At 32.8% G+C, this 13,514-nt stretch carries 12 protein-coding genes and 1 riboswitch; of the genes, 5 read left to right on the top strand and 7 right to left on the bottom strand.

Annotation, left to right across the window (positions count from 1 at the left end):
- The first annotated feature begins 438 nt into the window (after positions 1–438).
- Positions 439–1,602, top strand: coding sequence for a Cdc6/Cdc18 family protein (locus QZV68_RS00145; protein ID WP_296877403.1), 1,164 nt, complete (start codon positions 439–441; stop codon positions 1,600–1,602).
- Here the strand turns inward: QZV68_RS00145 and pyrB are convergent.
- Both pyrB and hisG read right to left on the bottom strand, forming a co-directional pair.
- A complete protein-coding gene (gene pyrB, locus QZV68_RS00140; RefSeq protein ID WP_296877402.1) occupies positions 1,595–2,530 on the bottom strand; it encodes an aspartate carbamoyltransferase in 936 nt (311 codons plus the stop codon). The genes QZV68_RS00145 and pyrB overlap by 8 nt on opposite strands.
- A 4-nt stretch (positions 2,531–2,534) precedes the next feature.
- Positions 2,535–3,395 (bottom strand): ATP phosphoribosyltransferase, encoded by an 861-nt coding sequence (hisG, locus tag QZV68_RS00135; RefSeq protein WP_296877400.1) that lies wholly within the window; start codon positions 3,393–3,395, stop codon positions 2,535–2,537.
- Positions 3,396–3,637: 242 nt separating this feature from the next.
- On the opposite strand from hisG, the gene QZV68_RS00130 reads away from it, so the two are divergent.
- Positions 3,638–3,844, top strand: a complete 207-nt coding sequence (locus QZV68_RS00130; RefSeq protein ID WP_296804509.1) for a histone family protein — start codon at positions 3,638–3,640, stop codon at positions 3,842–3,844.
- Between the two features lie 40 nt (positions 3,845–3,884).
- A complete protein-coding gene (locus QZV68_RS00125) occupies positions 3,885–5,204 on the top strand; it encodes an amidohydrolase family protein (RefSeq protein ID WP_296877398.1) in 1,320 nt (439 codons plus the stop codon).
- Here the strand turns inward: QZV68_RS00125 and tfrA are convergent.
- Complete coding sequence (gene tfrA, locus QZV68_RS00120) at positions 5,197–6,840, bottom strand: fumarate reductase (CoM/CoB) subunit TfrA (protein ID WP_296877396.1); 1,644 nt, start codon at positions 6,838–6,840, stop codon at positions 5,197–5,199. The genes QZV68_RS00125 and tfrA overlap by 8 nt on opposite strands.
- Positions 6,841–7,061: 221 nt before the next feature.
- Between tfrA and QZV68_RS00115 the strand changes: the two genes are divergently transcribed.
- Entirely contained in the window at positions 7,062–7,436 is a 375-nt protein-coding gene (locus tag QZV68_RS00115) for a DUF120 domain-containing protein (RefSeq protein WP_296877394.1), read from the top strand.
- A gap of 23 nt (positions 7,437–7,459) precedes the next feature.
- Here QZV68_RS00115 and QZV68_RS00110 read toward each other — a convergent pair whose 3' ends face one another.
- Entirely contained in the window at positions 7,460–8,269 is an 810-nt protein-coding gene (locus QZV68_RS00110) for an Ig-like domain-containing protein (protein WP_296877392.1), read from the bottom strand.
- Positions 8,241–10,274 carry a right-handed parallel beta-helix repeat-containing protein gene (locus QZV68_RS00105; protein WP_296877390.1) on the bottom strand — a complete coding sequence of 678 codons (2,034 nt, stop codon included), beginning with the start codon at positions 10,272–10,274 and terminating at the stop codon, positions 8,241–8,243. The genes QZV68_RS00110 and QZV68_RS00105 overlap by 29 nt, the downstream gene beginning before the upstream one ends.
- Positions 10,275–10,742: 468 nt before the next feature.
- Positions 10,743–10,874: riboswitch (FMN riboswitch) on the top strand.
- A 50-nt stretch (positions 10,875–10,924) separates the two neighbouring features.
- On the opposite strand from QZV68_RS00105, the gene ribB reads away from it, so the two are divergent.
- Positions 10,925–11,608 (top strand): 3,4-dihydroxy-2-butanone-4-phosphate synthase, encoded by a 684-nt coding sequence (gene ribB, locus QZV68_RS00100; protein ID WP_296877388.1) that lies wholly within the window; start codon positions 10,925–10,927, stop codon positions 11,606–11,608.
- Here the strand turns inward: ribB and QZV68_RS00095 are convergent, their stop codons facing one another.
- On the bottom strand, positions 11,609–12,013 hold the full coding sequence (locus QZV68_RS00095) for a hypothetical protein (protein WP_296877386.1): 405 nt from the start codon (positions 12,011–12,013) through the stop codon (positions 11,609–11,611).
- The gene (locus tag QZV68_RS00090; RefSeq protein WP_296877384.1) at positions 12,013–13,506 is read right to left on the bottom strand and encodes a DJ-1/PfpI family protein; all 1,494 of its coding nucleotides are present in this window, start codon (positions 13,504–13,506) and stop codon (positions 12,013–12,015) included. Before QZV68_RS00090 ends, QZV68_RS00095 begins: the two co-directional genes overlap by 1 nt.
- Positions 13,507–13,514: the final 8 nt, after the last annotated feature.

Here is a 13,514-nt window from a genome sequence, read left to right as displayed (position 1 = left end):
CTTGAAAATTGATTTTTGGATGAAAAGTCATACACTTGAAACACATCTCTCTCACTCTGACACTACTAATTTTTCTTTGAAAAATTTTCCTTAAAGTTAAATATGGTTATGGATTTTTATCAGATGAGTGAATTTTTACACTTGAAATAGTTATTTTTATAATTGAAATTTTACTATTTCATGTTTTAATTTTAATTGGATATAAATCATTATTTTATGAAATTAAATTGATTTATTTTTTTAATTGTAAAATCATAAGTTTTAAGATTAATATATTTGATTTAAAGAAAATATATTTATCCGATTATAATTTTTTTATCACTATTGTAATAAAAAACTTTATTTATTAGACTTGCAATATATTATCACTAGAAATTATACTTACAGTTTTTTTCTAATTTTTACTTTAATTTATATTATCAATTTACTGGTGTTAACATGTCAAACATTTTCGATGAAATAGAACATACTGACTCATCAAGCAAAATCATCTTTAAAGATAAAAAACCTTTGGATCATAGATTTTTACCTGATAAGTTAGTTCACAGGGAAGAACAAATTAGACAAATCGCGAAATATTGGGTTGATGCATTAAACGAAGTAACCCCATCTAATGTAACATTATACGGTAAGACAGGAACAGGAAAAACAGCAGCATCTAAATTTGCTCGTGAACAATTGATTGATGCAGCCAACAATAAAAATGTTTTTGTTAAAGTGGAATACATAAGATGTACTGATTATACAACAGAATATCAAGTTATAGCCCAATTATGTCAGAAATTAGGAAGGGATGTTCCTAACAGAGGTTGGACAAAAGGAGAAATTGTAAATACATTTAGAGATATCTTCAAAACAAATGCTTTTGGAAAAAAATTGATTTTGATTGTTATTCTGGATGAAATAGACATTTTGCTTGACAAAGATGGAGATGGGATTCTTTATACATTAACAAGAACAGACAATGTTTCCGTTTTGTCAATCAGTAATTATTTGGATTTCAAAAACTTAATTAAATCCAGGGTTACAAGTAGTCTGAATGATAAGGAAATTGTATTTCCTCCTTATGGAGCAGATCAATTGAGTGATATACTAACAGAAAGGGCTCTATTGGCATTTAACGATGATGTTTTGGAAGATGATGTAATTCCTTTATGTTCAGCTATGGCAGCCAAGGAAGAAGGTGATGCAAGATACGCTTTGGACCTGCTTAAGAATGCTGGTGAATTGGCATTTGATGAAGATTCAGTTAAGGTTACAAGCGAACATGTCAAGATGGCAAAAGATAGAATTGAACATAATAAGGTTACTGAAATTATTCAAACTTTGCCTTTACAGCAACAAAGGCTTTTGGAAGCAATCTTAAACTTGACCAAGAATGGTGAGGAAATCAGTTCCGGAAAGTTATATGATGAATATAAGGAACTGTCCAAGAAGGATGCAGTTACCTATAGAAGAATTTTCGATTTCATTAATGAACTTGAATTGTTGGGTATTATTTCTACAAATACAATTTCAAGAGGTCGTGGAAAAGGAAGAACCAACATTATCAAGTTGCAATGCGATGAAGATTTACTTGAAACAACCCTCTTCTCTATTTAGGGTTGTTTTCTATTAATGTTTTCAATATTGCCATTCTTACTGGAACGGCATTGAAAGCTTGAATGAAGTATTTATTGTATTTTGTATCGTCAACATCACCGTTGATTTCATCAATTCTTGGTAGGGGATGCATTACGATGACATCTTTACCTTCCAACATTTTTTTGTTTATTATATAAGCTCCTTTTATTTTCATATAGTCGTTAATATCTCCGAAGCGCTCTTTTTGAATTCTTGTTACATACAAAACATCAACATCATCAATTATGCTTTCAATGTTTTCAACTTCTTCATATACAATGTCGGTCTTATGCAGGTCATGAAGAACTTCTTGAGGCATTTTGAGTTTATTTGGTGATACAAGATAAATTTTAACGTTATTGTACAGGCATAATGCATTTGCCAGGGAATGTACTGTACGGCCAAACTTCAAATCCCCTATTAAGGCTATTTTTAAATTGTCGATTTCACCTATTTCCTTTCTTATTGTATATAAATCCAGCAATGTTTGTGTTGGGTGTTGTCCGGCACCGTCTCCTGCATTAATAACAGGAACGTCAACAATGTCTGAAATGAATTTTGAAACCCCTTCAAGTTCGTGCCTGATTACCATTGCATCAGTGTAACCCTCAAACATTTTTGCTGTATCTGCAATGCTTTCACCTTTTGACACTGAACTGGATCCGCTACTATCAAAACCAATACATTTTCCACCTAAACGTTTCATTGCTGTTTCAAAAGATAGTCTTGTTCTTGTGGATGGTTCAAAAAACATTAAACCTAAAAGTTTTCCTTTAAGTTCTTCTGAAATCTCTTTTGACTTGGCAACATCTTCTAACTTTTCAGCTTCATCAAGAAGGTAGTCAATGTCTTTCCTTTCAAAATCTTTTATGGAAATAATATTTTTTAGTTTGAAAATTTTAATCAACCCTTTAAATTATTCTTTCAATAGGTACAACGAGTATATCCTTTGCTCCGGCATTTCTTAACTTGTTTACTAAATCGAAAACTTCATCTTCATCAATAACTGCCTGTGCTGCTACGGTTTCCTCTTCAGACAATACATCTGATATTGTAAGACCGCCCATTGATGGCATAACTTCCTTTACACAGTTCAAATCCTTTGTTTTCACGTTCATCATTAACAATTTTTTACGAGAAGCGTCTAGTACTCCCTTGATGCTTGTGCTTACTGAATCAATCAGATCTTTTTTGTTTTCAGCGCTTTGCTTGTTTGCTATAAGAACGATTGAACTTTTAAGTAGTGTATCAACTATTTTCAAATGATTCATTTTCAAGGTTGTTCCTGTGCTTGTCAAATCAGTTATCAAATCAGCGACGCCTATAAATGGAGCTGCTTCTGTAGATCCGCTTAATTTAACAATTTTTAAATTTAAATTATTTTTTTCTAAGTATTTTCTTGTTAATGTTGGAAATTCGGTAGCTAATGTCATTTCAGGTGTAATGTCATTTATGGATTTAATGTTTGAGTCTTCAGGAGCAGCCAGGACCAAACTTGTTTTTCCAAATTTTAAATCAAGCAGTTCGGTGACATCCGATTCGCTCTCTTTTATTAAATCTATACCTGTAATTCCGATATCTGCTATTCCATCTTGAACAAATTCAGGAATGTCTGATGCTCTTGCGAATAAAACATCAATATCTTTGTTATAAGTTTTAGAGATTAATTTTCTGCTTTCTTTATCTTTTAATCCTAATCCTGCTTTTTCTAAGATATTAATTGAAGGTTCACTTATTCTTCCTTTTGATGGAACAGCAATTTTTATTTTCATTTCAATCTTTCCAGTTTTTTTATGATTATATTTTTTAATCCTTTTATTTAATACTTTTTTTTATCAATTAGTATTATTAATCATTATAAATCTTATTTATATTAAATATTTGTTCTTATTTTTAATAATAATCACTAATTTAAGCAAAATATTTAAATATTAAGTCGTATTATAATGTATATTTAACTTAAGATTAAATCTCTTTAGTCTTAAGTTTTAATAAATTTTACGAGGTGAAAATTATGTCTGAAATACCAAAAGCTCCTATCGCTAGAATCATCAAAGAAGCTGGTGCTGAAAGAGTAAGCGAAGATGCAAAAGCTGAATTAGCTGCTTACGTAGAAGAAGTTGCTCGTGATGTTGCTAAAGAAGCTGCTCAAGTTGCTAAAATCGCAAAACGTAAAACTATTAAAGCTGATGATATTAAATTAGCTATTAAAAACTTATAAATAAGTTTTTATCACTTTTTTTATTTTTTTGGGTGTTATTATGGAAGATAATACTATTTTAATTAAAAATGCATTAATTTTAAATCCGAATGATAATTTTGAAAACAAAGAACAATCTCTTTTAATAAAAAATGATATTATTTCAGAAATTTCAGATGAAATTGATGAAGCCAATGTAGATAAAGTAATCGATGCTAGCGGAAAAATATTGCTCCCTGGATTTATTAATACTCATACTCACTTATCAATGGCTTTATTCAGAGGATTGGCTGATGATTTGAGTTTAGACAGTTGGTTGAATGATCACATATGGCCGATGGAAGCTAATCTCAATGGAGAATACTGTTATATCGGAGCATTATTGGGTGCTGTCGAATTGATTAAATCAGGTACAACAACTTTCAGTGACATGTATTTCTACATGGAAGATGTTGCCCGTGCAGTTGATGAAGCTGGAATCAGAGCAGTCTTATCATATGGGATGATTGATTTTGGTGATGCTGAAAAAAGGGAAAATGAATTTAAGGAAAACCTTTCATTGTTTGAAAATTGCAATGGGATGGCAAATGGAAGAATTAAAGTATTTTTCGGACCTCATTCCCCTTATACTGCATCTGAGGAATTGCTAATCAAAGTTCGTGAATTGGCTGATAAATATAATATGGGTATTCACATTCACGTTTCTGAAACCGAAAAGGAAATCAATGATTCATTGGATGAAAAGGGACTAAGGCCTTTCGAATACTTGGACAAAATTGGATTTTTAGGTCCTGATGTCGTTGCTGCACACTGTGTATGGTTAAGTGATGAAGAAATTGAAATTATTAAGAAAAACAATGTTAAAGTTTCACATAATCCATGCAGTAACATGAAATTGGCTTCAGGTGTTTCTCCAGTATCCAAATTGATTGAAAGTGATATCTGTGTAAGCATTGGAACTGACGGTGCTTCTTCAAATAATAATTTAGATTTAATTGAAGAGCTTAAGACAGCAAGTTTACTTCAAAAAGTTTCAACTCTTGATCCTAAGGTTTTATCATCCGATGAAGCTATTGCAATGGGTACCGTTAAAGGTGCTGAAGCTTTAGGTCTTGATGATGAAATAGGTTCTATTGAAGTTGGTAAAAAAGCTGATATTATTTTAATTGATACCAATTCTGCAAATATGGTTCCGAACAGTTCAAATTTAAGTTCCAATATTATTTACTCAGCAAACGGTTCAAATGTTGACACCACTATCTGCGACGGTAAAATACTAATGGAAAATAAAAAATTAGTTGTTTTGGATGAACAGGAAATTTATGACAAAGCTAGAAAAGCTATTGAAGAATTAAAAGAATTAAAAGAAGCTTCTATCTAGCTTCAAATTCTATTTTATTTTTATTTATTACAATACTCTTTTTCCATGAATCTTGAGTTTCGGGGAAGTCTGATCTGAAGTGAGCTCCTCTGCTTTCTCTACGTAATATTGCTGATTTTACTGTTAATATACAGATTTCAACCATGTTTATCACTTCAAGAGCGGTTACAAGTTCATTGTTGTATTGCTTTTTGTCGGGCACATCCAAATCTTTTAACTCAGTTTGCATTTCCTGAAGTTCTTTTAGAGCATCGTTTAAAGTTTTTTCGTCTCTTACGATAGCTACCTTTTCCCACATTAAATTTTTGATTCTATTTTTGAATTCCAGTGGTTTGACTGAACCTTTTTTAATAAGTCCTTCAATTCTTGAAGCTTCATCTTCAGCCATTTCTTCGTTTGTTTTGAGTTCGATTTCCTTAGCGGCTTTAGATGCGTTTTCACCAGCTATTTTTCCAAACACTTGTGTATCTGCAAGGGCATTACCGCCTAAACGGTTTGCTCCATGAACCCCTCCGCAAACCTCACCGGCACCGAATAGGTTTTTAAGGGAAGTTGACCCATCTGTATCAATTTTTAAACCACCCATAAAGTGATGTGCTGTAGGAGCTACTTCTATCGGTTCGTGTTTAATGTCTACACCTACATTTTCAAATTGAAGTACCATTGTTTCGAGTTTTTCATCAATGACCTCATCAGGCAGGTGTGAAATATCCAAGTATACTCCTCCATTTTCTGTTCCTCGTCCTTCTATGATTTCCTGATATATTGAACGGGCAACAACATCACGGGTAGCCAATTCCATCTTTTCGGGAGAATATTTGGACATGAATCTTTCTCCATCCTTATTGAGAAGTTTTCCTCCTTCAGCCCTAACGGCTTCTGTTACAAGAACTCCTTTTTTGGATTCCGGTTTTACCATTCCGGTTGGGTGGAACTGAACTTGTTCCATATCTACTAAGTTGGCACCGGCTCTGTAAGCTATTGCATAGCCGTCTCCATTTTTTTGGAATGTGTTTGAGGTTACAGGGTATAATTGACCAGCTCCTCCGCTGGCCAATATTGTTGATTTTGCCTGGAAATATATTAAACTTGAATCTTTCAGATTCAATCCACAGGCACCTATTACCTGGGTGCCTTCACATACAAGAGATGTTATCATTACTTCCTCAATACATTCTATATCTCGTTTAATGATTTCTTCTTTAAGTGCATTTAATAATTCTGCACCTGTTCTATCACCTTGATAACATGTTCTTCTAAAAGATTGTCCTCCAAATGGTCTTTGGTCAATTTCACCAGATTCCTGGCGGTCAAATAGAGCTCCATAATTTTCTAAGTCTATTAATCTTTTTGGGGATTCATTGACTAATATTTCAACAAGTTTCTCATCGTTGAGGTAACTTCCACCTTTTAATGTATCCATCCTATGGGCTTCTATTGAATCCTCTTTGTCAACTGTTTTAAAAACAGCATTGTATCCACCTTCTGCCATTCCAGTACAACCAGATCTGAATGAAAGACCTTTTGAAACTATGAGGGGTTTTAAACCAGCATTATCAACTTCTATTGCTGCTCTAGAACCAGCCCCACCAGATCCAATTATTAGCACATCTGTTGAGATAGTTTTTATTTCCATTTCTATTACCCTGTAAATTCTATGGTATTACTTTTATTTTTTTATTATTATATAAATTTCTTAAAAATCTTTATTAATAAAAAATTAATTAATTTATAGTATTGATGTATATTTCTAAAATAAAGTTTTAAGATAATATTTGACAATGTGATTAAATTAAAATCATGTTTAAAATTTTTACATTAATGTTATTTGTATTTAATTTTATTAGAGGTTATTTCATGAAAATTGATGGTGAAGTTACAACCGGTTTGGGAAAGGCGGCTTATTTTTTATCACAGGATTTTTACAAAATGGAATTTAAAAAAAATTTGGGATTTGTTCCCTATCCTGGAACCTTAAACGTTATTGTCGGTGATGAATATTTGGATGAAATCAGCGAAACTAAAAACAATTGTCAAAATCTGATAAAGCCTGATGAGGGTTTTGGTGCTGTTAAATATATTGAAGCTTTATTGAATGATAAAATTCATGGAGCGATTGTATTTCCTGCTAAGACAACTCATGATGAAAATTATTTGGAATTTATTGCAGAAAGTAAACTTAGAGATGAACTTGATCTCAAAGATGGGGATAGTGTATCTTTGGAATTTTAAATATTGAAATTTTAACAATAAATTCAATTAAAAAATAAAAAGAGAGTATAGGTTTTACCATCAACTTCAATAGTTACAGTTCCAGTTGCATCTGTAGGAAGAGTTATTACAATTTTACCGTCTTTACCTACAGCTATATCTTTAGAATCAATATTTAAAGTTGGTAAAATTTTATTTACTTTAAATTTAACTGAATCTTCAATTGGTGAGTATTGGTCGTCACCAGAGTAATATATCTTTGCAACCTTATTTCCTGCAGTTAAACCCGGAATATGAATAATTGCTTTTCCATATTTAACTGGAGCAGTATAATTTTTACCGTCGATTTCAACAGTAATAATGCCTGTTGCATCATCTGGAAGAGATACTTCTATTTCAAGTGTATCTCCTACATTAATATCATTTACTTTGATATTTATTGACGGCTTGATTGGATTTACATTAAAGACGTCTGATGTGTTTACATTTTCATAGTTTTCATTAGCATTGTATATGGCAAATGCTGGGTATTCACCAACAGGTAAGTTATATATGTTCCAAGTTGCTTTTTGATCTTCTTTTAAAAGATACAATATTGAGTAAGACAATAAGCCATTGGATACACTGTTTAACTCTAAAGTGTTAGTCATGCCATTCACTGTGACATTGACAGTTCCCGGAGCAGTGGATGTAATATTTAACACTTCAACTTCACCATACATAATATCGACAACTTGAATTGTGATGATTGGAATGGCTTTATTGATTGTTAAATTAGCTTCAGCGGAAACTGAGGAATGATTATTATCAGTGACAGTAGTAACCTTAACTATAATCACCAACAGGCAACTCATAAACATTAATGTCTTTTCCAGGCTCAACAGTACCTTCAGCAACTACAATGCCATCACCATTAATGATAATGTAATCAATGTCTGTTGCATTTTCACAAGAAATAGGAATAACAATCTCTTCACCATAAACAGCTTTAACAGAATCAACACTAACAGAAGAATCTGCCTTTTTAACAGTTATGGTGGACATTCTATTTATAGCAGTAGTATGGTTAGCATCTACAATTGTAATTAAATTAACTGTATAAACACCTGTTGCCAATTCAAGTCCTGTGATGTTTTCATTTACATTGATTATTCCGAGAGTTACTATAGCAGAACCTTGGGTTGCATTATTGGCATTGAAATAAGCTAAATCGATGGTTGCATTTTTTCCCTCGGAATATATTGCACCACCTTTTGCAACGGCAGAATTTAATTCATAAGTGGTATTGAAAATAACTGCATTATTTCCTACTGAATAAATTGCTCCACCTTCTTCACCTGCAGAATTTAATTCATAAGTGGTATTGAAAATAACTGCATTATTTCCTCTTGAAAAAATTGCACCACCGCTTGAAGTAGCATTATTGGATTTAAAAGTACAATTTGAAATAGTGGCAGATGTTCCAACTACATAAATTGCACCACCATTACCTACAGATGTGAATCCTTGTAAATCCATGGTAATAGCCTGATTTGATGTGAAATTAGAAGCATAGATATTTATATCATTATAATCGTAACTTATTGCTCCACCCCAATTAGCAGTATTATTTTCAAATCTACAATTGGAAATATTTGTAGGTATGGTAGAATCTATAGCTCCACCCAACGATTTAGCCTGGTTAGACTTGAATGTAGTGTTATATATGAATAAATGTGCATTAGTTCCACCAGCAGCGATTGCTCCACCATTCACGCCTAAATCTAAATCCATATAATTGGATTCGAAAATGGAATCAGAGATATTTAATATACCCTCAAAGGGTTCTTGTTGTTGTTCATAGTTTAAATTAATTGCACCACCAAACCAAGCACCACAATTTGATTTAAATCTGGAACCAATAATTTTTATATTATTATAATTTTGGGCAAAAATGGCTCCGCCACCATGTCCTCCATCATTAAGTTCGAAAGTGGAATTAAAAATAACCACATCACTTTCATCGAAAAATAATGCACCCCCAGATAGACTTCCAATAGAATTTTCTCTAAAAGTACTGTTGGATATGTTGAGTTTTGTTCTTTCAGAATTTATAGCTCCACCAAAACCAGTTGTGCCGTTGTTGGATTCAAATGTACAGTTATTTACCTGTAAATATTTTCCTTTTGTTCCTAATGCACCACTACCTCCGGCTCGGTTTAACTTAAACGAACAATTATTCAAGGTCAGATTGATTCCTTCAAAATAAATTGCTCCATGAACGTTCGCATAATTAGAATCAAAAATAGAATTTTTTATAGAGGATTGTTTGCCTTTAATATAAATTGCTCCAGCATGATGATTACTACCTTTAGTCTCATTATAAGCATCATTTGACTTAAAAGTAGAATCTTCTATTGTTATATTGCCTAAAGTGTATATTGCACCACCATCTTTTGCATGATTTGAATTGAAAGTACAATTAATTATCTTCAAATTATTCGCGCTGTTGTAAATGGCACCACCAGAGTTTAGAGTTGCATTAGCATTGACAAAATTAATATTTTTTAAAACGACATCGCCGGCAGTGACATTGAAAATCCTTGCAGTATGATTACCATCAATGGTATATCCATTACCCTCAATTTCTATGGCTTTAGTGATATTTATACCTGTTATATATGCACTATCTGTACTATCATAAGCATAACTTCTATTTAAACTAATTTGGCCAGTAGTTGATTTGTCGATATATTTTTGAAGCTCATCAAATGTTCCAATCGTTGCCGGATCCCCTAATGTATTCTCTTCACTTAAAGAAATTACTTCTTTTGTTGTATTATCCCCAGCACTTGCAACATTTATGCTTAATACTAGCAAAATAGCTAATGAGTATTAAAAATTTTTTCTTCAAATTTACACCCTATTTTTATTTTACTAAGACTTTACCAGTTAAAATCAAAGTTGCACTTACAACATGTGCTAAATTTTCATTCGTAAAAGACATTTTTCCACAATCAACCAATAAGGCTGATATAATAAAAATATATGGATATTAATATATAAAATTTATAATCATTTTTTCATTATAGAACAAAAATATATTTCTTAACTTCAATAGAATAAGGGGAATTGAGATTTTTTTTAAGTGATTGTTATTTTTTACATATCTTTATTAGTGAAATAAAATTCATTTCACTAACTTAATAAAATGCTGTGGAAAATAATTAAAAGGAGAAAAATGAACAATGTTCTAAATCAAATAATTTCTGCCAATACTCTCGAATGCAATTTTTCTTAAAAAAATACACCAAAAAGTATTTTATATATGATTAATATATTATGTTAATACGTTCTCAGGGCGGAGTGAAATTCTCCACCGGTGGTGATTTTTGATAAATAAGTCCACGAGCACGAGGAAGTGTTGATTTGGTGTGATTCCAAAACCGACGGTGATAGTCCGGATGGAAGAGAAGAAATAGTTATTTAGTTATTTTTAGCCCTGGTTCTAGTAAATAAGGAGTGTTACTATGAATCAAGAAACAAATTTAGATAAAGCTTTAGAAGCTATTAGAAATGGTGAATTCGTACTTGTTTTTGACGATGATGATAGGGAAGGCGAAGTTGATATGATTATCGCTTCTGAGTTTGTAACCCCTAAATCAATTGCAACAATGAGAAATGATGCAGGCGGATTAATCTGCAACTGTTTACACAATGATTTTTGTGATGCTATTCACTTGCCTTTCATGGTTGATATTATGAAAGCGGCAACTGAAACCTATCCGGAACTTGCTGAGCTTGCACCTAATGATATTCCATACGACGAAAGATCCTCATTTTCAATTTGGACAAACCACAGAAAATCTTTCACTGGTATCACAGACCATGACAGAGCAATGACAATTAGTGAAATGGCTTTAATGATGAAAGATGAAAGATTTGATGAATTTGGAGCTACTTTTAGATCTCCTGGTCATGTATGTCTCTTGAGGGGAGCCGATGGATTGGTTAAAAATAGGCAAGGACACACTGAAATTGGTCTTGCATTATGTGAGCTTGCAGGTGTTACTCCTGTTTGTGTTGTTTGTGAGATGATGGATGGTGAAACAGGACAGGCTACTTCAATTGCTGACGCTCGTAAATACGCAGAAGAAAATAATTTGGTCTTGCTTAGAGGCGAAGACATTATCAATAAATATTTAGAAGAATAGCTAATTTGCTTTATCAGCTATGTAATTTGCAATAAATTCCATTATTTGCTGATATTTGTAGGAATTATAAATGCTGAAGGAGACGTATTTTCCGTCTCTCATTTTAATTTCTAAACCGTTTTTCATTTCTGTTGATTTATTTATTGCAAGCACTTTATTCCATTGAATTCTTAGTGTTTTGCTTTTCAATGCTTTTTCTATATGAATTCCGTCATCAAGAATCTTGACGATTCTGACAATTCTGCGATTTTTATCTGAAGCTATTTGTATATTTCCGTTTTCATCGAATACATAATCGGGAATCAGACAAGTTGCTTTCCAGCCTTGTTTAATCTTTTTTAAAACATGAGCCCTATCTTTTTTTGTAAGTTTAACGCCTGTTTCTGGACTTAAGTTAAGAGCCATTATATCACCTTGCTTTTTATTTCATCGAATGAATAGATTTTTTCAAATTCAACTTCGCATGCCATGTTAATAATTTCATCGACATTCAGGTTTTCCTCAATCAAATCAAGGGCATGCTCTGTAAACAGTTCGTATCTTATTTCTACTTCTGGAATAAATCCTCTCATATCTGCTGATTTTAATTTTGGAAGTTTTAAAACATTTTCAACATTGGTGTTATCTTTTATGTATGGAACAACGGTGTCGAATATGCTTTCATTATATACCTTGTTCAGCAGTACGGCCTTAACATCCACGCCGAGATTGTTCAGCATATTTGCATGGGCTACAATGTCGACTGCTGCAGATTCTATTCCTCCTTTATTAACGCCTGTAGCCAATATCATTGGTATTTTTGAAGACATTGCAATTTCAGCTGCAGAAAATGGAACTTTTTCGTTTAGAAGTCCTGTAAACACGCTCATTACGCCTTCAATAAGGACAATATCATAATCGGAATTGTTCAGCTGATTTATTGTTGTCTCAATGTCCTGCCATCCGAGATGTCCAATCTTTACTGAAGCGAAATCCTCCATTTTTCCCTTTGTGAGGTATAATCCTGGGATGATGTCACGAACATCAGGGCCGACTTTAAGAAGAGCCACTTTATATCCTCTTTTTCTTATGGCACCCGCCAAACCGGTCAATATGAAAGTTTTTCCAGAGTCGGATCCGTTGCTTCCAATCATCAGGTATTTTGGCTTCCTGTTTGCTTTGATGGAAGGTACTTCAATGCCGATACCGATACCGACTTCGCTTTGGAGAAATTTTTTCACTTCCTTATTTCTGCTGTAGATGTCTTCGAGGTTTTGTATGCCTATTTCTTCCTTTAGGTTTTCTACAAGAATCGGATTTTCATCCAGAATGCCATGAATCATTGTTCCGATAACGTTTCCATCATCATTGCATGCTCCGGAAAATATGTTATAGTCCCCTTTTTCGTTGGTATCTCCATAATTCATTCTTTGAACTTGTGAATAGAATAGGGGCTTTGCATCCCCTTCCACTTTACCGTAAGTGTGGGTGTGGAATCCGTCAACATCTTCTGTCTGGTTTCTGACCAAAAAAGAGTTGTTGAATACTTTTGCCTTTACTCTGTCGCTTGTTATCAGTGGTGAGAAGTTAACGTCTATTATTCCAAGGCCTTCCTTTACAATAGGCACTGGAGATTTTCTGCCGATGTCTATTTGGTTTGAAAGCAGTTGAAAACCTGCACAAATTCCGATTATCGGTTTTCCGTCACGAGCCATTTTTTTAATTTCACTATTTAAATCCATATTAATGTCATTTGACTCTATTAATGTTCCGCCTGGAATTATTAATGCATCTAATTCTTTTGAAGCTTTATTACCATTGACTAGACCATTTTCTTTAACAATGTCTGTTGGAAGGTTTCCAAAATCTTCAAATCCTGGAACAGCTCCACTAACATAAGCAAGTCCGATTTTTGTCATAAGAATAA

Origin of the sequence: uncultured Methanobrevibacter sp. (assembly GCF_902801725.1) — an archaeon.
GTDB lineage: Archaea > Methanobacteriota > Methanobacteria > Methanobacteriales > Methanobacteriaceae > Methanocatella.
Note: the sequence above shows the minus strand (reverse complement) of the source record. Positions and strands in the feature narration are given on the sequence as shown.

Bases quoted from the DNA above. Each gene is read 5' to 3' on its own strand.
- QZV68_RS00145 (WP_296877403.1), top strand. From the start codon at position 439: ATGTCAAACATTTTCGATGAAATAGAACATACTGACTCATCAAGCAAA.
- hisG (WP_296877400.1), bottom strand. From the start codon at position 3,395: ATGAAAATAAAAATTGCTGTTCCATCAAAAGGAAGAATAAGTGAACCT.
- QZV68_RS00130 (WP_296804509.1), top strand. From the start codon at position 3,638: ATGTCTGAAATACCAAAAGCTCCTATCGCTAGAATCATCAAAGAAGCT.
- QZV68_RS00125 (WP_296877398.1), top strand. From the start codon at position 3,885: ATGGAAGATAATACTATTTTAATTAAAAATGCATTAATTTTAAATCCG.
- tfrA (WP_296877396.1), bottom strand. From the start codon at position 6,840: ATGGAAATAAAAACTATCTCAACAGATGTGCTAATAATTGGATCTGGT.
- QZV68_RS00115 (WP_296877394.1), top strand. From the start codon at position 7,062: ATGAAAATTGATGGTGAAGTTACAACCGGTTTGGGAAAGGCGGCTTAT.
- QZV68_RS00110 (WP_296877392.1), bottom strand. From the start codon at position 8,269: ATGAGTTGCCTGTTGGTGATTATAGTTAAGGTTACTACTGTCACTGAT.
- ribB (WP_296877388.1), top strand. From the start codon at position 10,925: ATGAATCAAGAAACAAATTTAGATAAAGCTTTAGAAGCTATTAGAAAT.
- QZV68_RS00095 (WP_296877386.1), bottom strand. From the start codon at position 12,013: ATGGCTCTTAACTTAAGTCCAGAAACAGGCGTTAAACTTACAAAAAAA.
- QZV68_RS00090 (WP_296877384.1), bottom strand. From the start codon at position 13,506: ATGACAAAAATCGGACTTGCTTATGTTAGTGGAGCTGTTCCAGGATTT.